The organism is Teredinibacter purpureus, assembly GCF_014217335.1.
Lineage (GTDB): Bacteria > Pseudomonadota > Gammaproteobacteria > Pseudomonadales > Cellvibrionaceae > Teredinibacter > Teredinibacter purpureus.
The window spans coordinates 2139769-2160120 of the sequence record NZ_CP060092.1 but is presented as its reverse complement, the minus strand read 5'-3'; the positions used below and the strand labels follow the sequence as shown (position 1 = coordinate 2160120).

The window sequence follows — 20352 nt, the reverse complement described above, 5'->3', positions numbered from 1 at the left end:
AACGTTCGGTAGCCTCGAGCTTTCGCAAACGCCTTTGCTCGTTAAACGCGCGAGTTGCGGGCTAACTGCTGATCAAGCAACGCCAAACGTTCCGGCGTTCCGATATCCCTCCACTCACCGGCGTATACCTCTCCCGTTAAACGCCGCTGCTCCATTAACCCATTGAATACTTCGCGTAACGGGAATTTAAGGCGACGCTTAGGATATGCGGTGATAGCTGATGGTGCGATTACACTCAAACCGCTAAAGGTGACACTTTCTCGGACCTGTTGGGCCGGTACAATAACGCCGTCAGACACCCCATAATCCCCCGAATGATGGTGTAATGGATTTTTAACCATGACCAAATGCGCGCCCGAAACCGTATCGAGACGGGTCAGGTTAACCAACGGATAGTCACTCCACACATCGCCATTGACTAAAACAAAAGGCGTGTCGCCCAGAAGTGGCAACGCATAGCCAATGGCCCCTGCCGTTTCCAGCGGTTCGGGCTCTATCGAGTAATCGATAGACACACCGTAACGACTACCGTCGCCGACAAAATCAATAATTTTCTGCCCCAGGTACGCCACATTAATAACAATGCGCTGAATACCCGCCGCGGTTAAGTTGTTGATATGGTACTCAATAAGCGGTTTATTTCCCGCCATTAAAAGCGGCTTCGGCGTTGTGAGCGTGAGCGGCCGCATGCGCCGCCCCTCACCCGCCGCTAATATCATTGCCGTGCGAAGCTTGGAGTGCTCGGTTGTCATTTTTTTATCATCCAAGGTTGCTGATTGATACGAGGCATTAAATGCTCATCGAACCACCGGACAAAAGGCGCAAGCTCTGTATATTCTCCAGCCACATCGCGCGTGTACTGAATAACCAACGGCAGATCATTTAAATAACCTTTTTTTCCATCTCGAAGAAATAATCGCGCGAAAATACCTAGCACCTTAATATGACGCTGCACCCCCATACAGTCGAACCACCGTAAGAACGTTGTATCCTCCAGCTCTGGCAATAACCCCGCGCTCTTGGCCTTAGCGGCATAAGTTAACGCCCACTGCGTTACTTTTTCCTTTGGCCATTGCACATAGCAATCCCGCAATAACGATACCGCATCGTAGGTTAAAGGGCCCAACACCCCATCCTGAAAATCGATAATTCCGAAGGGTTGAGCGTCTCTATAAATAATATTGCGGGAATGGAAATCGCGATGAACCACAACCGTGGGTTGCTCTAAAGCAACACGGGTGAGGTATTGAAACGCCTCACTAATCATTACGTTATCGTTATCAGTTAAGCGATAGCCTAACAACTGCGTGACAAACCATTCGCTGAACAGATTCATCTCTCGATTCAGCTCAGCAGCATCGTAACGCCCATAAAGGGTGGAATCTTTAGGGCACTGCTGAATGTGAAGCAGCACATCAAGCGCTCGGGAATAGAGCAACTCGACACTCTGTTCGTTTAACCTGTCCAGAAGCGCTTCTGTGCCCAAGTCCTCAACAAGTAAAAAGCCAGTTTCAGGCTGATAACCCATAATACTCGGCGTGCACACCCCTCCAGCCTTGAGATGTTGCGCCATACGGACAAACTCGTCGTTCTTTTCAGTGGCAGGAGGAGACCACACTGCCATCACTCCCTGCGTACAAGAAAGACTCTCTTTCGCTAAACGAAAATAATGACGAAACCCCGCATCCCCCCCCAAAGGAGTCCAGCGCTCAACCGCGTTATCACCGCCTTCTACACCGAATGAGCGCAACTGCTGTTTTGCCCAAACCGCTAGAGCGGCTGTCTTGTGCTGTAGTTCATTCTTTTGTATTGCTAGGCCTGTTTCTCCAGCGACCACTTTTTACACCTCTCTCACCGATATTGCTTACTCCGCAATGTACTATTGGCCGCGAGATCAGTAGAATCTGCGCCTTGGGAAACATAGACCCACTCCCCGCCATTGGCGTCGTAACATCTTTTATTTGATTGGAAATCAGTATGCCCAAGAGCTTTGCTCGCCACAAGCCATCGGATCTACCTCGGCAAATACGCGGCTATTCGGTCAGCAAATTTTTGATTCTCACAAGCGCGCTTGTATCGCTTTCTATAACGTCTCTATTTGGGCACGCCGAAGACGAATTGTCTCTCAAGAATCAACCGCTACAAGCGCGTTACGATTGGCAAACGTTTGACGAGCTTACGCTAGAACAACAACTGGCCGTGCCAGTGGGGTGTGAAGGCGCCTATATAGACCCCATGAAAAACGTGGCTAAATCACTAGGGGCTCGCGGCAACAATTTAGAAGAGTTCCCACTCGAAATTGAAGCCAATCAAACCGTGGTGCGCGCGGGTGAAGTGGCGCAACTTGAAGGCAATGTTATTTTGTCTCAGGGAGCGCGGACAATTAATGCAGACAAAATGACCTATAACATTCTCGACAACGAGGCGAGCATGGAAGGCCACGTTGTTATTCGGCAGCCAGGCATTTTATTACACGGCAGCGAAGCCAAAGCTAGCGGCTCCGACCATTCCGCCTCGTTTACCGATGCCGAATTCGTACTGCACGATCAACATTTGCGCGGAAGCGCTGGCTCCATAAGTCAAAGTTCTGAGCAGGTCATCGAACTAACAAATGGCTCTTTTACAAGTTGTGAACCCGATTCCAACGCGTGGGTATTACAAGGCGAAAGGATTACCATCGACCCTCAAAACCAACAAGGCACAGGGCACAACATTCAACTGAGAGTGCTCGATGTACCCGTTATTTACCTGCCGTATATTACGTTTCCCGTCGGTAGTGACAGAAAATCGGGTTTGCTATTTCCATCTATTAGCATAAGCGAACGCAACGGTGTAGACCTTGCCGTACCCTATTATTTCAATCTGGCCCCCCATTACGACGCGACCGTTACACCCAGGATAATCAGTAAGCGTGGGCTAATGTTAGAAACCGAAGGGCGCCACTTAAGCCGTGCATTTGCCACTACCGTTGATTTAGCTTTTCTGGCGAATGACAAAGGTGGCCGTAGCGCAGACCTAAACGAACAAATAAACGCAGGCCTAATCACCGAAGAAGAAGCGTCACCCTATCAAGGTGAAAACCGATGGCTTGGGCATCTACTGCAATACGGTGGCGATCACCAGCAATGGTTTTCTGAAATTGAATACACACAAGTAAGCGATAACGATTATTTTCGTGACCTCGGCATTTCGTCCTTTTCCGTCCAAAATACAACTCACCTCGATCAATCCGTTAGTGCTGGCTACCGATTTGATCATTGGCATTTAAGTGCCCTTGCCCAAAATTATCAAATTTTGCTTTACGATGTTGATGACCCGTATCAACGACTACCTCACATCAACTTTACCGGTAATTTTCAACAAGGTTCCGTTGGAACAGAGCTTCATCATGAGTACACCAACTTCGGCCACGGTGATGATTATTGGAGCAATGGCAAGCAGATAATAAAAGGCCAGCGCTTTACCACCGACTATAGAACCAACATTAGCAAACGTGCTAGCTGGGGTTTTTTTAAACCGGAACTAGGCCTGCAAAGCTTGAGCTATCAATTGAATGAGGCAGCCCTATCGTCCCACGCAAATAGCGCGCCCACTCTCGCCACCGCATCCGCCAGTTTGGATATGGGCCTTATATTCGACAACCCAAGAGGTAAGTACTTACAAACCCTGGAGCCTCGGCTATTCTATCTCTATCGAAGCTATGATGATCATTCGGAGCTGTTTAACCTTACTGACGATGGGCAGTCCGTGAACTTCGACACCACTGAACGGACCTTCTCCTATTCACAGCTTTACCGCGATTCGCGTTTCAGTGGCCACGACCGATTGGAAGATGCTAACCGCGCTACTTTTGGCGTAACCTCCAATTGGTACGATAACGATTCCGGCGAAGAACTACTCAGTGTAAGCCTTGGGCAAACTTTCTACCTTCAAGATCAACGCGTCTCAATTGACCAGAGCGTTAACAATCAAGAGCAATCGGAATTCGCAGGGGAATTACGCATGCGCCTCGGGCCTTGGGGGCGCTTTTTTGCCAGTAGTATTTTTGATAGCGAAAGCAATCTGTTCACCCGAGGCTCCGCCGGTGTTCAACTAAATGCACAAGATGATCAATCTTTGCTCAACCTCGGTTACAGCTACGTTCGACAAGACGCGAATCGAAGCACAGGCATAGATCAATTAGACTTCTCTTTTGTTAAGCCTATCGCTAAACAATGGGTTAGCATGGCACGCTATAATTACGATTTTACGTCCCAACGGGAACTGGAAGCATTCGCTGGGCTCGAATACAACGATTGCTGCTATCGTGTTCGCCTCTTGGCTCGCCGCTGGTTGGACAGTAATATAGCGGCCCTCACTGAAAGCAATGACGCTCTGTATGATCAGGGCGTGTTTTTTGAAATACACCTAAAAGGGCTGGGAAGTTCGGGCGCGAAGGTCGATGCAATACTGGAAGATAGTATTTACGGCTACCGTGAACGAGAAAAACGCCTCAATAAGTAAAACGCTATGCATATAACTAAACGAATTCTTACCCCTTTACTGGGCTTGCTTTGCTCTTTTTCTACGATGAGCGTTTGCGCCGCGCCACAAATGCTTGACCGCATTGTGGTCATTGTCGATAAGTCAGTGATTACACAATCAGAACTCGACTCTCGAATGCTAGAAATTGCCGGCAGAGCAGAAAAAGCGGGTATGCGCTTACCCCCGAGAGATGTTTTACAGAAACAAATTTTGGATCAGCTTGTTTCCGAGACACTGCAAATCAACATGGCCGAACGCTACGGCATTGAAATCCCTGATGCGGAAGTTAACGGTACCATCCAGAATATTGTCGCAAGCCAAGGCTTAACCGTCCAAACGTTATCGGAAGAACTCGCGAAAGAAGGCTCGTCTATTAGCGAGTTTGCCTCCAATATACGCCGCGACTTGATTATTCGTAATGTAACGCAAGGTGTTGTGCAAGGCCGTATCCGTATCTCAGAGCAAGAAATTAGTAACTTCTTAAAATCAGCCGATGCGCAATTTTGGATCTCACCCGATTACCGGCTAGGCCATATTTTAGTCGCTTTACCCGCTTCCCCAACCAAAGCGCAAAGTACCGCAGCACAAGAACGTGCAGAACGCATTTATAAACAATTGCAAGCTGGCGCTAACTTCGAAGAACTGGCTATTGCCGAATCTTCTGGACCATCCGCGTTAAAAGGCGGCGATCTAGGTTACAGAAAATCGACCGATCTCCCCACTTTATTTGCAGAGATAGCACCTAAACTGGAAATTGGCGAAATCGCCAAACCGGCCCGAAGCCAGGCAGGTTTTCATATTTTGAAGCTGCACCATAAAAAAGGCGAGACAAAACAAATTGTCGATCAAGCCCATGTTCGGCACATATTGATCAAACCTTCCGCTATTCTAAATAAAGAAAAAGCACTCGCCAAAATTACCGATTTACGTAATCAAATTATCGAAGGTGAGGCCGAATTTGGAGACCTAGCAAAAGACCACTCCGAAGATATTGGCTCCAAACTACAAGGCGGTGATATGGACTGGACCAGCCCAGAGTCTTTCGTGCCTGAATTTGCACAAACGATACGAGACGCTGAAATTGGCGAAGTCAGTATGCCGTTCTTAACCCAGTTCGGCTGGCATATTCTAGAAGTTATGGGCCGCCGCCAAGAAGACTTCACCCAAGAAGCTATTCGTCAAAAAGCCCGTAACGTGCTCACCAGCCGACGTTTCGAAGATGAAACCCAAGTATGGCTGCAAGAAATGCGCGACGAAGCCTTTATTGAACACAAAATATAGCGTGTTTACCGCTTAAACCCCCTGCAGCGAATATCGCTGTACCTGTGGCGAGTCTTAGTACTCGCCCTATTTTTATGAGCAACTCTAGTGACCCAAATACTGCGTATAGCATTAACGCCCGGCGAGCCCGCAGGCATAGGCCCAGACCTTGTGATTGCCGCTGCTCAACAAGCACACGACTGTCAGCTGGTGTGTATTGCCAACCGCGCTCTGCTTGCTGAGCGGGCCGAACAGCTCAAGCTTCCATTAACGCTCATTGATTTCGACGCTCACGGCTCTCCGCTCAAAACAAACGCCGGCGAGCTTTATATCGTTGATACTCCTTTAGCCGCTCCCGTAACACCGGGCACATTAGACAAACGCAATGCTCATTACGTACTAGGCACACTGCAAACCGCAACCGACGGTTGCATCTCTGGCCTTTTTGCTGGCGTTGTCACAGGCCCCGTACAAAAAAGTGTTATCAACGACGCCGGTGTCGCCTTTTCGGGTCACACGGAGTTTTTCGCCGAGAAAAGCGGTACGGATAAGGTCGTCATGATGCTTGCAACCACAGGCCTACGCGTTGCATTAGCCACCACACATCTCCCGCTAAAAGACGTCTCGGCCGCGATCACCGACGAATCCCTGAGTGGCGTTCTTACTATATTGCTGCACGACTTGAAAACAAAATTTGATCTCAACAGCCCCACGGTACTCGTCTGCGGGTTAAACCCTCACGCTGGTGAAGGTGGGCATATGGGAATGGAAGAAATTGACGTGATAACGCCCGTGTTAGAACGCTTTAGAGCGCAAGGCAATACGTTGATTGGGCCCTTGCCAGCCGATACATTATTTACTCCCAAACACTTAGACAACGCTGATGCCGTTTTGGCCATGTACCACGACCAAGGGCTACCCGTGCTCAAATACAAAGGTTTTGGCAACGCGGTCAATATTACTTTAGGCCTCCCCTTTATTCGTACCTCCGTCGATCATGGTACCGCGCTAGATTTAGCCGGCACAGGGAAGGCCGACGCAGGCAGTTTGAACGTCGCACTGCGCGAAGCACTCTACCTTGCTCGTAATTCCGTGGAAACCCCATCATGAGTCCTACCCAACACCGCGCTTCTGGGCGCCCAACTGAACATAAGGCACGCAAGCGATTTGGTCAAAACTTTCTTGTCGACGAACGCCTTATCCACCGAATTGTACGCAGTATTGCCCCCCGCGCCGACGATAACCTTATTGAAATTGGGCCAGGTAAAGGCGCCATTACCGGTTTATTATTAGAGCACTGCGAGACCCTGAATGTCATAGAGCTAGACCGCGATCTCATACCAATCCTATTGGCCCAGTTCGCCAAATATACCGAGTTCAACATTCATCAAACCGACGCACTTAAATTTGATTTTGCCACACTCTGGCGAGACCAAGCACCTCTAAGAATTGTCGGTAACCTGCCTTACAATATTTCGACACCATTAATTTTCCACCTACTAAGCTACCAAGAGAAAGTGCAAGATATGCACTTCATGCTCCAAAAAGAGGTAGTGCAACGCTTAGCGGCGGTGCCAGGGGATAAAAACTATGGCCGCCTTAGTATCATGGCGCAATATTATTGCTCAGTAGAAAACCTCTTCGAGGTGCCGCCTGAATCCTTTCAGCCTGCCCCCAAGGTCGACTCCGCAATTGTACGGCTAACCCCTCACACAGTATTGCCACACCCCGTGCACCATTTGAGTAAGCTGGAAAACCTCGTTAGAACCGCTTTCTCCCAACGTCGCAAAACACTTCGTAACTCGCTGAAAGCATTAGAGGTGAACTTTGACGACAATAACTTTACTATTGACCTTACCAAACGAGCAGAAAATCTAAGCCTGCTAGATTACACAACACTGTGTAATGAAATTTGGCCAGCCGAATAGAACCCACAGCAACGCGCGAGTGAAGTAATGAAGGTTAATGTTACAGCCCAGTATTTAAATGAACAGTCTAAGCCCCATGAAAATCAACATGTATTCGCTTATACCATTTGCATCGAAAACAACGACGAATACGCCGCAAAGCTCGTAAGCCGCTATTGGCATATAACCGATGCCAATAGCCAAGTACAAGAGGTGAAGGGCGTTGGCGTTGTGGGAGAGCAACCGAGGCTTGAGCCGGGGGAATCCTACACCTATACCAGTGGCGCCGTGCTCGAAACAAGTACGGGCACAATGGAAGGGCACTATGTCATGCTACGCGATGATGGCAGCCGATTTGAAACGCCCATACCCACTTTTGCGCTAGTACAACCCTCAGCCTTACACTAACAAGCCCCTTTTTCTTTCGTACAGCAAGGCCTTTAATTCCTATGACAACCTACGCGATCGGAGATGTGCAAGGGTGTTTAGACCCGCTAGAAGAACTTCTAGATAAGATTAAATTCAACCCAAAACATGACCAAGTATGGTTCGCCGGTGACCTCGTGAATCGAGGCCACAACAGCCTGGGTGTTTTACGACGCGTAAAAAAACTCGGACGATCTGCAATAACGGTATTGGGCAATCACGATTTACACCTTCTCGCGGCAGATATCGGCATTAAAAAACTCAGTGCATCAAACGAGATGCACTCCATTCTAGAAGCTCCTGACCGCAAAGAGATTATTCACTGGCTTCGCCAACAACCATTAGTATACCGCGACAAGAAACTCGGTTTTACCATGGTACACGCGGGTATACCCCCCATATGGACAATACGCGAAGCTCTAGGCTACGCAAAAGAAGTTGAAACAGTATTACAAAGTAAACACTACCAACATTTTTTATACAGTATGTACGGCAACCTGCCAGACAAATGGGATGATGACCTCAAAGGCAACGACCGCTTAAGAATAATTACTAACTATTTCACTCGCATGCGTTTCTGTGCAAAAAACGGCCAGCTAGAATTCAAAACAAACGCAGGCCCACAAAATGCCCCGCAAGGGTTCGCGCCGTGGTTCGAGCATGCTTCACACAAGTGTGCGAATAAAAATATTATTTTTGGCCACTGGGCAGCGCTAAAAGGCGAGACTTTATTCGAGAATTTTATTGGCTTGGACACGGGGTGTGTCTGGGGAGAAAAACTTACCGCTTACCGCCTTGAGGACGGTAAACGATTTACCATAGAGTGCGACTGCTAAGCCTCATATCCCTTAGGATTATTGGATTGCCAGCGCCAAGAATCTTGAACCATTCGCTCAATGGTATACTCAGCCTTCCAGCCAAGCTCATTCGCCGCCAATGCTGGGTCAGCATAGCATTCCGCAATATCACCAGTGCGACGAGGGCTAATTTGATACGGCACCTTTCGGCCGCTCGCGGCTTCGAATGCTTTTACTATTTCCAATACACTATAACCTTGCCCTGTGCCCAAATTATACGTTAGGCAGCAAGGTTCAGACCCAAGCAACTTTTGCAGTGCTTTTACATGACCTTTTGCAAGATCCACAACGTGAATGTAATCACGTACACCCGTTCCGTCTTGCGTTGGGTAGTCATCTCCGAAAACATTTAGCTTCTCTAGCTTGCCCACCGCAACCTGAGCCACAAAGGGTAATAAATTATTCGGTATACCCTGTGGGTCTTCTCCTATACGGCCACTTTCATGCGCACCAATAGGGTTGAAGTAACGTAACAGCGCAATGCGCCACGTATTATTAGACGCTTTACAAGTATCACGGAGAACCTCTTCTACCATCAGCTTACTACGGCCATAAGGGTTCGTTGCGCTGGTAGGAAAATTTTCTAGAATAGGCACAGACGCGGGATCGCCGTATACCGTAGCCGACGAACTAAATAACAAAGGGTTCACACCATACTCTTGCATAACCTCGCACAGAGCGACCGTGCCACCAAGATTATTGTGGTAATACGCAAGAGGAATTTCGTTCGACTCACCTACCGCTTTTAAACCCGCAAAATGAATAGCCGCCGAAATAGAGTACTGTTCAAATACCTCTCGTAAAGCAGGTTTGTCGGTAACATCGAGCAAATGAAAAGGAATAGACTTGCCCGTAATATCTTCAACACGCTTAAGTGATTCAGACTTACTGTTGCAAAGATTATCGACAACTACAATATCAAACCCTGCATTAATAAGTTCAATACAGGTATGACTACCAATATAGCCCGCACCACCTGTTACCAATACTGTCATAACGATAAACCCTTAAGGTTAAAAGCACTCATTATCCCATAATGCAGCCGCAGACGCGACGCACCTTCCGCCGTAAGCGTAGAAGAAATGGCGCATAAATTGATAAATAATTTAATCCGTAATATTCCCCCGCAGAACTGACAATATATTGTCACATAGCCTCCGCTGACCACAAAAATCTCAGAAACCATCCACAGAATATTCAGCGTTTATTATTCTACCGTCTATTCTTAAAAAGGGCTGAAGGTAAATATTTCTGAAGAATGTTTACCTTCTGTTTTACCCAGTAAAGACACAAGAGAGCGACCACTAAAGCACTGTCAATCTCACTATGTCAATTCTCAGGTAGATCCGGCCCGCCGAATTTCCCGTATTCACTACCAATGCACTGCCGCAGCTGGTGTTGAAGGAGAGCGTACATGACCATATTTAGCCACTTCCAAGATCGATATGAAGCGACTCAAGAAGAAGAACTGTCTATACAAGACTATCTCGAACTCTGTAAAAAAGACGCCAGCGTATACGCTAGCGCTGCTGAGCGTATGCTTGCGGCCATTGGCGAACCAGAACTCATCGACACCGCGAAAGATTCCCGCAAAAGCAGAATTTTTTCAAATAAAATTATAAAACGCTACAAAGCCTTCGAAGATTTTTATGGTATGGAAGAAGCCATTTCACAAATAGTCTCTTTCTTTAAACACGCCGCTCAAGGATTAGAAGAAAAAAAACAAATACTCTATTTGTTAGGCCCCGTTGGAGGGGGCAAATCATCTCTCGCCGAAAAACTCAAAGCCCTTATCGAAAAACAACCCATATACTGCCTTAAAGATTCCCCCGTATACGAATCACCTTTAGGTTTATTCGATCCAGAAGAAGACGCCAACATCCTCCATGAAGACTACGGAATACCCAGCCGTTATATTAAAACCATCATGTCTCCGTGGGCCGTAAAACGGCTACACGAATTCGGTGGAGACATTAGTCAATTCAAGGTCGTTAAAATGTACCCTTCCGTACTCGACCAAATAGCGGTATCAAAAACAGAGCCTGGTGACGAAAACAATCAGGACATCTCTGCACTAGTGGGAAAAGTCGATATACGAAAATTAGAAGACTTTCCTCAAAACGACCCCGATGCCTATAGTTTTTCTGGAGGATTGTGCAGGGCTAACCAAGGTATTATGGAATTCGTTGAAATGTTTAAAGCCCCTATTAAGGTGCTTCACCCACTATTAACGGCCACCCAAGAAGGAAATTACAATAGTACTGAAGGCCTCGGTGCAATTCCCTATGATGGCATTGTGCTCGCCCATTCTAACGAAGCCGAATGGCAAACCTTCAAAAACAACAAAAATAATGAAGCATTTATTGACAGAGTTTATATAGTAAAAGTTCCTTATTGCTTACGGCTGTCAGAAGAAGTACATATTTACCAAAAACTTTTACACAATAGCTCGCTATCCAAATCGCCCTGCGCACCCGACACTCTCAAAATGCTTGCACAATTCACGGTACTCTCTCGTCTAAAAAGCCCCGAAAACTCGAGCATTCTATCCAAAATGCGCATATATGACGGGCAAAATCTGAAAGACACCGACCCAAAAGCAAAATCATTACAAGAATACAAAGATGCCGCTGGTGTAAACGAAGGCATGACAGGCCTCTCTACTCGTTTTGCGTTTAAAATACTCTCAAAAGTATTCAACTTCGACCCAACAGAAATTGCAGCCAACCCCGTTCACCTTCTCTATGTGCTTGAGCAACAGATAGAACAAGAACAGTTTCAAGAAGAAATTCACGACCGCTATCTCTCCTTTATCAAAGAATTCTTAGCGCCTCGATATGTCGCATTTATAGGAAAAGAAATCCAAACCGCTTACCTAGAATCATATGCTGAATATGGCCAAAATATATTTGATCGTTACGTGACCTATGCCGACTTCTGGATTCAAGATCAGGAATACCGTGATCCGGAAACAGGTGAAATACTGAACCGAGGAGCATTAAACGAAGAACTCGAGAAAATAGAGAAACCCGCGGGCATCAGTAACCCGAAAGACTTTCGAAATGAAATTGTAAACTTTGTTCTACGCGCAAGAGCTAACAACAACGGAAATAACCCTCTATGGAATAGTTACGAAAAACTTCGAACCGTCATAGAGAAAAAAATGTTTTCCAATACAGAAGATTTATTACCCGTAATCTCGTTCAATACAAAATCTTCTACAGACGACAAAAGAAAACATCAAGATTTCGTCGCCAGAATGGTAGAACGCGGGTATACAGAAAAGCAAGTTCGTCTATTATCGGAATGGTATTTACGTGTAAGAAAATCACAATAGCGTGCCTCCAACAAGCTCATTCCACACTTTAGCGATAACAAGAGGCGTAATGTGAGTTACATCATTGATAGGCGACTCAATTCAAAAAAGAAAAGCATGGTTAATCGCCAGCGCTTCTTACGCCGCTACCGAAAACACATAAAAAAAGCTGTATCCGACGCCGTGGACAAACGCTCCATTACGGATGTAGAAAGTGGCGAACATATTAGTATTCCCTCCAGAGATCTGAGTGAGCCGCTGTTCCAACACGGCAGTGGAGGCCGGAATACTCGCGTACTGCCCGGTAATGACCAGTTCAGCACTGGAGACCATATACCCAGACCATCTGGCGGAGGTTCGGGAGGAAAAGGCTCAGGCGCCAGCGATAAAGGCGAGGGAGAAGATGAGTTTATTTTTCAAATTTCGCAAGAAGAATTTTTAAACTTCCTATTCGAAGATTTAGCGCTACCCAATCTTGTCAAGCGTCAACTTTCAGGAAATGAAGAATTTGAATTTCGTCGTGCAGGCGTCAGTAATGAAGGCTCTCCCGGAAAAATTAACGTTATTCGCTCCCTAAGATCTGCCAACTCACGACGCATAGCGCTCACGGCCAAAAAGCGTCGTAAACTAAAAGCAATAGAAGAACAACTAATACAGCATGAACCGGACGGCGACGCGACAGACAGCACTTTCGCCCAGCTTAATAAACAAGCTGAAGCTCTGCGAGAAAAAATAAAACGTGTACCGTGGCTAGACGACTTCGATCTAAAATATAACCTTCAAGTCAAATACCCTATACCTACATCAAAAGCCGTAATGTTTTGTTTGATGGATGTTTCCGGTTCAATGGACCAAGCCACTAAAGACATAGCAAAACGTTTTTTCCTACTACTTTATCTGTTTTTACAGCGTAATTACGAGAAAACTGACGTGGTGTTTATACGCCATCATACGAGTGCAAAAGAAGTTGACGAACAAGAGTTTTTTTATAGCAGAGAAACCGGGGGAACCATTGTATCAAGCGCACTCCACTTGATGGACGACGTAATAAAATCGCGTTATCCTGAGAATGAATGGAATATATACGGCGCACAAGCCTCCGATGGCGATAACTGGAACGATGATTCCTCAATTTGCTACCAAGTGCTTACCGAGAAAATATTACCCAAAGTACAGTACTTTTCGTATATCGAAATAACAACGCGTGAACATCAAGCACTCTGGCATTCTTACGAAGAGGTATTGACTGACTTCCCTCATACATTTGCCATGAAACAACTTTTCAACGCCACCGATATCTACCCCGTTTTTAAGCAACTTTTTCAAAAGCAGACGGACTAATATGACGAAAATTCGCGCAACTTCGCCACTCTCCACCAGCTCTGAATGGAACTTCGATTTAATTCGCGCCTACGATGACGCTATAGGCCAAATTGCGCAGGATTTTGGTCTAGACACCTACCCAAACCAAATTGAAGTCATCAGCTCTGAGCAAATGATGGATGCCTATGCGTCGGTTGGTATGCCACTTGGCTATAACCACTGGTCATACGGGAAACAATATCTTAGTGTTGAGCAATCGTACAACCGTGGCCAAATGGGCTTGGCCTATGAAATCGTTATAAATTCCAACCCCTGTATCGCCTATCTCATGGAAGAAAACTCCATGACAATGCAGGCACTAGTGATTGCCCATGCGTGCTACGGCCATAATTCTTTCTTTAAAGGTAACTATTTATTTCGAGCCTGGACCGACGCCACGTCCATTATTGACTATCTCGTATTCGCTAAACATTATATTGCGCAATGTGAGGAGCGCCACGGAGTTGATGCCGTAGAAGAAATGCTGGATTCCTGCCACGCACTTATGAATTACGGTGTGGACCGCTATAAACGGCCCTACCCGCTTTCAACCTACGAAGAAAGTGAACGTCAGCGAGAACGTGAAGAATACTTACAAAAACAGGTCAATGACTTATGGAGAACAATACCCGCGAGTGAAAAATCACCTCACTATGGTGATAAGCAACGATTCCCCTCAGAACCGCAAGAAAACTTGCTCTATTTCTTTGAGAAAAATTCCCCCTTACTCGAGCCTTGGCAACGAGAAATAATTAGAATTGTGAGAAAAATTGCCCAGTATTTTTACCCACAACGCCAAACTCAGGTAATGAACGAAGGATGGGCCTGCTTCTGGCACCACTTATTATTAAACTCTCTCTATGATAAAGGTCAGGTCACTGACGGCTTTATGCTCGAATTCATGCAATCTCATTCCAGCGTGATTTATCAGCCACCCTACAATAGCGACTATTATTCGGGTATAAACCCCTACACACTTGGTTTTCATATGATGACCGATATTCGCCGTATCTGCGAACACCCTACAGAGGAAGACAAAAAATGGTTTCCAGATATCGCCGGTTCAGACTGGAATAAAACCCTTAATTTCGCGATGCGAAACTTTAAAGATGAGAGTTTCATTTTGCAATTCCTCTCACCATCACTGATTAGAAAACTGCGGTTATTTACCATTCTCGATGATGACAGAAAGGATACAATCGAAGTCGTCTCTATTCATGACGATACGGGCTACAAGCATGTTCGAGAAGCGTTATCTGCACAATACAACTTAGGCGACAGAGAACCTAACATCCAAGTGTTTGATGTCGATATTCGCGGCGATCGATCGCTCACGCTTCATCACTATCGGTTCAATCGACAACCGCTCGATGAGAAAACCGCCCATGAAGTGCTAAAACATGTGCACCGTCTATGGGGTTTCAATGTTCACCTACAATCCATTGAAGATGAACACACCAAGCAAGAATTCCACTGCCCAGATTTATCCGTCAATCTACAAGACGACTTATCATAACATCGCTTTTTCCAGCGCAAACTAATGTGCCTTACCACGCGTGACAACTGCCCATAGCCCACCGTGAGTAATACGAATATTTTTAATGCCCGCGCCAATCGTTTGAAAAACACCTTGATACAGACCCAGTGAAAATAACACCATCGCGCTGCCTATAATCGTTTTGAATGTAATCACCTCTTGTGCAAATACAGCGCCTATCGACAACGCTAAAACGGGTGTTAACAATGGAATGAGTGAAACAGAAACCATTGAACAATGACGCAACACATAGAAAAATAACGTATGCCCAATAACGGAACCCGCCACAGAAAGATAACTCAAACCCATAATCGATTTAGTATCGATGTCCGTAGGGATTTCACCATCCAAAAAAAACCACGTTATGACAAATGCGGGGGCCGACAACACTAGAACCCCCGTTGATTGCCGTAACGGCCCGACGCCCCCTCCTACCAATTTCACCAGTACCGAACTAAACGCAAAGAGTATCGACGAAGCCACCATTCCAAGGACACCAAGAACCGCATCATGACCTAAGGCTATTTGATCGTAATGCAGTACATAAAGCCCTCCTACCGCAATCCCTAGCGCCACTATTCTTGCAGGATTAAATACATTCTCTTTCGTAAATATCAACGAAAAGAATCCCACAGCAAACGGATACAAACCCAAAATAACAGCCATGAGCCCTGATGAGATATACTGAGCGGCCCAATATATAATTAACATATTGGGGTATAGCCCTATCATGCCAACCAAAAATGCCCACCAATCACTGCGTTTTTCGATTAAGCGAATGTTTAAAATTGCGAGTAAGGTAGCGCAAATAACCAACGCAAAAACCATTCGTAAGCTCACAGAGGTAACAAATGCTAAACTACTATTACTCCACTGAATAGCCAGTGGCGTTGTAGCCCAAATAAAAACAACAAAGATGTAAGCCAATATTACAGGCATGAGTATTCCCTCACCCGTCCAGTAAATAGCGGGAGTGACTGAAGTAATAAAAAAATATTTAAAGCCTAAAACGACAAAGGCCGCAGTTTTTACGCTGCGGCCTTTGTGGAATGAGTATTTAAATCTAACGTTTACTTATCCGGCACGCACAAAAAATAACAACGCAAGACCCACACAGAGTGTGCCTCGATAATCGCTACAAATTTTGCCGCCATGAAAATCATATTTATCTCGTAGTAACTGAAAATACTTTATATTAAACCTAAATTAAAATTCAAAAAAAACAACACATTTAATAATTCTTACTCGCAAATAAATGCACATATGTGGCAATGCTCTACGAGTTGATTTAGAGTGTGCGATATATATTGATATACGTCAACCGCAAATACAAAAAATGAACTGTTATTTAGTCGGCGGCGCCGTTCGCGACGCCTTATTAAACATTAAAGCCCCGGATAGAGATTGGGTGGTCGTAGGTAGCACCCCCGACCACATGCTCGACGCTGGCTTTACACCCGTAGGTAAAGACTTCCCAGTTTTCTTACACCCTAATACAAAAGAAGAGTATGCCCTCGCTCGTCAAGAGCGAAAATCGGGGAAGGGCTACAAAGGTTTCCAATTCTATACCGCCCCAGACATTACTCTTGAACAAGATCTTTTGCGTCGAGACCTTACGATCAATGCAATGGCGCAAGATACGGCCGGTAACATTATCGACCCTTACAAGGGGCAACGAGATTTGGCTGAACGAAAACTTCGCCATGTCTCAGATGCCTTTAGCGAAGACCCTGTGCGTATTTTACGCGTCGCGCGATTTGCCGCGCGCTTCCACTTATTGGGGTTTACCGTAGCGCCGGAAACTATGGCGCTAATGACCCAGATGGTAAAAAATGGTGAAATTGATCACCTAGTGGCTGAGCGTGTATGGAAAGAATTTTCGCGCGCGCTAGACGAGCCGTCTCCCGACGTTTTTATTCGTGTACTGCGCACCTGTGGCGCGTTGGCAAAGCTCATGCCCGAGCTTGACGCGCTATTTGGTGTTCCACAACCCGCCGCGCACCACCCTGAAATAGACACAGGAGAACATGTACTTCTGTGCATGCAGCGTAGCGTTGAACTCAGCCAGCATTCCGAGGTTCGTTTTGCCGCACTTATGCACGACCTGGGTAAGGGGCTCACCCCCCAGCATCAATGGCCCAAACACCACGGCCACGAAGAGACTGGCTTGCCGTTAATCAACGCGCTGTGCAATCGGCTAAGCGTACCTAACCCTCACCGCGAATTGGCATTGGCCGTCGCGCAATTCCATACTCACTGTCACAGAGCCTTTGAGCTGAGCACTAAAAAACTACTCGAAACACTCCAACGCCTTGACGCTTTCAGGCGGCCTGAACGATTCGAACACTTTTGCGTATGTTGCCAAGCCGACGCCCAAGGCAGAACAGGGTTTGAAAGTAGGGCTTACCCGCAAGCCGAATTTTTTCAAGCCGCGCGTCTCGCAATGAGTACCATCGATACCAAAGCCATTGCGGCACAAGGCCACAAGGGCGCGGCATTTGGAGAAGCCTTACACAAAAAACGATTATCGCTACTAGAATCGTTCAAGAAAAATTATAAGGTGAAGGAATAATGAACAACCCCGCACCCGTTGCTCTAGTAACAGGTGGCGCCCGAAGAATAGGCGCCGCTATTGTGCAACAGCTTCACACCGCAGGTTATACGGTGGTGATTCATTGCGACCGGTCACTGCCTCAAGCGCACGCTTTACGCGAACAACTGAATACAGTGCGCGCTAACTCCGCTTTCGTCATTCAAGCAACACTCAGTGGCGCCAATACTGCACAGTCTATCGCACACGATCTATTACTGGCGGTAGGCCGGTGTGATCTCTTAGTCAATAACGCCTCGAGTTTTTTCCCCACACCTCTCGAGAGTCTCGACGAAACCGACTGGGATGCCCTATTCAACTCAAACGCAAAAGCGCCTTTATTTTTGTCGCATGCGCTGCGCCAACCGCTAAAACAGGCCAACGGCTGCATTATTAATATTGCCGATGTGCACGCCCACCGGCCACTAAAAAATCACACTATTTATTGCATGGCCAAAGCCGCAAACCTAATGCTTACACAATCTTTAGCGTTGGAGTTTGCACCGCATATTCGCGTAAACGGAATTGCCCCTGGCGCCATATTATGGCCAGAAGATTCAGACGGAAATTTAATTGAGAACCCCGCAAGACTAAACTCTATCCCACTCAAGACCATAGGTGGCTGCACCGTTATCGCCGATGCGGTGCAATTTTTGGCAAAACACAACAACTACATTACCGGGCAAATACTGAATATTGATGGGGGAAAAACCTTGCAGCAATAGCTGCGAAAGGTAGGGAACCGCCTATCGAATATAGGCGGTACAGGTAAAAACCTACCAGCTTCTATACCTTCTCCAAGGTTGTGAGGTACACCTTAGAAGAGCGTAATTGCCGACCTAAGGCATTGCTTTTACAAAAGCGTGAAAACTACGCTGTGATGCAATGAGCCACTCTGGGCGCGCTGCCCCTTCACCAGCATCAGACAAAGATTCATGGTAAGCCATCAAACGCTGAAGAGTATCTTGATCTTTTGTATCCGTATCGACCATAAGCACGTGAAACCCGCTGTTAAGCAAGTCTTGGAAACGTTTAAATTCGGCGCTACGCACCTGAATGCCGTAAAACCCTCCTTCCCATGTTGAGAAAAAAAACAACACCGCGGCTAAAAATACAAACGGAAGCCAGTCAATCGCTGTTTCAGCTTTGTAGACAAATCCAATAAGCACAACGATAACGGCTAGCGATGCACCAATCGCGGCGCCAACAAGCCCCGAACGAAGAATATCTAAGCGCGCAAAAGGATTAACTTCATGAAGATGTCGTTTTTCCAATTCAGCATCTTGCTGACTAAGAATGTGCACCTGTTCTTGAGAATACCCAGCATCAAACAAATCAATTTCAGCTTTTTCAATATCGGTTAAGTCATTACTCACATAATAGTAACGTCGCATAGTTGCCTCCAGAAAGGTTTTCTCGTGATCAAATAACAATGTTATTTTTCACATATTTGAAAGGTATACGAGAAAACGTGTTCGCGAGATTAAAGGTATCTGTTTTTAGACACCGGTGCCAGCACACGTTTAGACGGACATATGATAAGCGCTAACGTTTAAAATAACGAAGGGTTATGCCAAATACGAAAAGTGTAGAATATGATGCGCACGGCACAGTGATTTAGCGTTATGGCTAAGTACGACCGTCATTACGGGGCGAGCGATTCGCTAGGGCCGATTTTCATTCACTTCCATTTAAGGGGTTATAAAAAGTGGCTCACTCAACATTCAGCGGAAAAGGTACTACCCATAATTTCTGCGAGGTACTATCAAAACGCTCCCATAGAGCCTTATATGTTTGTTCGCTTCCTGGGTAATAACTATTGGGTCTTAGATCGGCCATTGGCAATAATACAAACGCATTTTTTTTAATTTCATCTCGCGGCAATGAAATACCTTCCCATTCACCTTGCTGCTGGTCATACGTAAGAATATCAATATCTAAGGTTCGCGCGCTAAACTTTGCCGAGGATCTATCCCTGCCATGCTTATTTTCGATGGATTTCAGTACAGAAGATAATTCCCCCACCGACAAAGCCGTATGCATAGCAACCACAAGGTTGTAGAAATTATCACCCTGAAAACCAATCGCTTCGCTTTCATATACCGGCGATAATGCCAACGTACCAAATTCAAGCGCCAAAGATTTCAGCCCAGAGCGAATATTTAAATCCCGTTCAATATTACTTCCAACACTCAACAATACCTCTGCCATTGTGTTTAGCGCTCACCTCTCTCTATACGGATGCCAACACTTTCGGCTCCTCGTAATGCGCCTGGTTTACTAACACTTAGGCACAACCACGGCACTTTAAATTCTTCGCGAATAATAGCAGCCACTTGCTCCGCCATAGTTTCAACCAAGAAAAATTCCGATTCGCCAATAAATGAAATCAATCGCTTCGACACTTTTTTATAGTCTAGAGCATATTGAATATCATCTGTTTCGGCGGCTTTACGGATATCGTGCGCCATTTCTACATCGAGGCGAACCGTTTGCTTAACTTCTCGCTCCCAATCAAAAATACCAATAATAGTATTGATGCGTAAATCGTTAATAAAAACTATATCCATAAA

The 20352-nt window shown here is 46.1% G+C and carries 18 protein-coding genes; 11 read left to right on the top strand and 7 right to left on the bottom strand.

Annotation, left to right across the window (positions count from 1 at the left end):
• Positions 1-41: 41 nt before the first annotated feature.
• Both murU and H5647_RS09370 read right to left on the bottom strand, forming a co-directional pair.
• Positions 42-752, bottom strand: coding sequence for an N-acetylmuramate alpha-1-phosphate uridylyltransferase MurU (gene murU, locus H5647_RS09375; protein ID WP_236074851.1), 711 nt, complete (start codon positions 750-752; stop codon positions 42-44).
• Positions 749-1837, bottom strand: coding sequence for an aminoglycoside phosphotransferase family protein (locus H5647_RS09370; protein WP_052691969.1), 1089 nt, complete (start codon positions 1835-1837; stop codon positions 749-751). The genes murU and H5647_RS09370 overlap by 4 nt, the downstream gene beginning before the upstream one ends.
• A gap of 140 nt (positions 1838-1977) precedes the next feature.
• Between H5647_RS09370 and H5647_RS09365 the strand changes: the two genes are divergently transcribed.
• The 6 genes from H5647_RS09365 to H5647_RS09340 all read left to right on the top strand — a co-directional run bounded on the left by H5647_RS09365 (position 1978) and on the right by H5647_RS09340 (position 8953).
• The gene (locus tag H5647_RS09365) at positions 1978-4503 is read left to right on the top strand and encodes an LPS-assembly protein LptD (RefSeq protein ID WP_052691967.1); all 2526 of its coding nucleotides are present in this window, start codon (positions 1978-1980) and stop codon (positions 4501-4503) included.
• 6 nt (positions 4504-4509) lie between these two features.
• Positions 4510-5805 (top strand): peptidylprolyl isomerase, encoded by a 1296-nt coding sequence (locus tag H5647_RS09360; protein ID WP_045858046.1) that lies wholly within the window; start codon positions 4510-4512, stop codon positions 5803-5805.
• Positions 5806-5904: 99 nt separating this feature from the next.
• Positions 5905-6894, top strand: a complete 990-nt coding sequence (pdxA, locus tag H5647_RS09355; protein ID WP_045861255.1) for a 4-hydroxythreonine-4-phosphate dehydrogenase PdxA — start codon at positions 5905-5907, stop codon at positions 6892-6894.
• Positions 6891-7712 (top strand): 16S rRNA (adenine(1518)-N(6)/adenine(1519)-N(6))-dimethyltransferase RsmA, encoded by an 822-nt coding sequence (rsmA, locus tag H5647_RS09350; RefSeq protein ID WP_045858045.1) that lies wholly within the window; start codon positions 6891-6893, stop codon positions 7710-7712. Before pdxA ends, rsmA begins: the two co-directional genes overlap by 4 nt.
• A gap of 27 nt (positions 7713-7739) precedes the next feature.
• Complete coding sequence (apaG, locus tag H5647_RS09345) at positions 7740-8099, top strand: Co2+/Mg2+ efflux protein ApaG (RefSeq protein WP_045858044.1); 360 nt, start codon at positions 7740-7742, stop codon at positions 8097-8099.
• A gap of 41 nt (positions 8100-8140) precedes the next feature.
• Positions 8141-8953, top strand: coding sequence for a symmetrical bis(5'-nucleosyl)-tetraphosphatase (locus H5647_RS09340; RefSeq protein WP_045858043.1), 813 nt, complete (start codon positions 8141-8143; stop codon positions 8951-8953).
• Here the strand turns inward: H5647_RS09340 and galE are convergent.
• Positions 8950-9969 carry a UDP-glucose 4-epimerase GalE gene (gene galE, locus H5647_RS09335; RefSeq protein ID WP_045858042.1) on the bottom strand — a complete coding sequence of 340 codons (1020 nt, stop codon included), beginning with the start codon at positions 9967-9969 and terminating at the stop codon, positions 8950-8952. The genes H5647_RS09340 and galE overlap by 4 nt on opposite strands.
• A gap of 419 nt (positions 9970-10388) precedes the next feature.
• Here galE and H5647_RS09330 point away from each other — a divergent pair, with 419 nt between their 5' ends.
• From H5647_RS09330 to H5647_RS09320, 3 genes are read left to right on the top strand one after another with little or no spacing between them, the layout of a single operon-like run.
• Positions 10389-12311 carry a PrkA family serine protein kinase gene (locus tag H5647_RS09330; protein WP_045858040.1) on the top strand — a complete coding sequence of 641 codons (1923 nt, stop codon included), beginning with the start codon at positions 10389-10391 and terminating at the stop codon, positions 12309-12311.
• A gap of 51 nt (positions 12312-12362) precedes the next feature.
• Positions 12363-13631, top strand: a complete 1269-nt coding sequence (locus H5647_RS09325; RefSeq protein WP_045858037.1) for a YeaH/YhbH family protein — start codon at positions 12363-12365, stop codon at positions 13629-13631.
• A gap of 1 nt (position 13632) precedes the next feature.
• A complete protein-coding gene (locus tag H5647_RS09320; protein WP_045858036.1) occupies positions 13633-15168 on the top strand; it encodes a SpoVR family protein in 1536 nt (511 codons plus the stop codon).
• A gap of 21 nt (positions 15169-15189) precedes the next feature.
• On the opposite strand, the gene H5647_RS09315 is transcribed toward H5647_RS09320, so the two are convergent.
• A complete protein-coding gene (locus H5647_RS09315; RefSeq protein ID WP_045858035.1) occupies positions 15190-16128 on the bottom strand; it encodes a DMT family transporter in 939 nt (312 codons plus the stop codon).
• A 397-nt stretch (positions 16129-16525) separates the two neighbouring features.
• Between H5647_RS09315 and H5647_RS09310 the strand changes: the two genes are divergently transcribed.
• Both H5647_RS09310 and H5647_RS09305 read left to right on the top strand, forming a co-directional pair.
• Positions 16526-17761, top strand: a complete 1236-nt coding sequence (locus H5647_RS09310; RefSeq protein ID WP_045861254.1) for a multifunctional CCA addition/repair protein — start codon at positions 16526-16528, stop codon at positions 17759-17761.
• Positions 17761-18504, top strand: coding sequence for a pteridine reductase (locus H5647_RS09305; RefSeq protein WP_045858033.1), 744 nt, complete (start codon positions 17761-17763; stop codon positions 18502-18504). The genes H5647_RS09310 and H5647_RS09305 overlap by 1 nt, the downstream gene beginning before the upstream one ends.
• 114 nt (positions 18505-18618) lie before the next feature.
• Here H5647_RS09305 and H5647_RS09300 read toward each other — a convergent pair whose 3' ends face one another.
• The 3 genes from H5647_RS09300 to folB all read right to left on the bottom strand — a co-directional run bounded on the left by H5647_RS09300 (position 18619) and on the right by folB (position 20349).
• Positions 18619-19173 carry a hypothetical protein gene (locus tag H5647_RS09300; RefSeq protein WP_045858031.1) on the bottom strand — a complete coding sequence of 185 codons (555 nt, stop codon included), beginning with the start codon at positions 19171-19173 and terminating at the stop codon, positions 18619-18621.
• Between the two features lie 319 nt (positions 19174-19492).
• The gene (folK, locus tag H5647_RS09295) at positions 19493-19990 is read right to left on the bottom strand and encodes a 2-amino-4-hydroxy-6-hydroxymethyldihydropteridine diphosphokinase (RefSeq protein WP_045858029.1); all 498 of its coding nucleotides are present in this window, start codon (positions 19988-19990) and stop codon (positions 19493-19495) included.
• Positions 19991-19995: 5 nt separating this feature from the next.
• Positions 19996-20349: a dihydroneopterin aldolase gene (gene folB / locus H5647_RS09290; protein WP_045858028.1), complete on the bottom strand. Its 354-nt coding sequence runs from the start codon at positions 20347-20349 to the stop codon at positions 19996-19998.
• Positions 20350-20352: the final 3 nt, after the last annotated feature.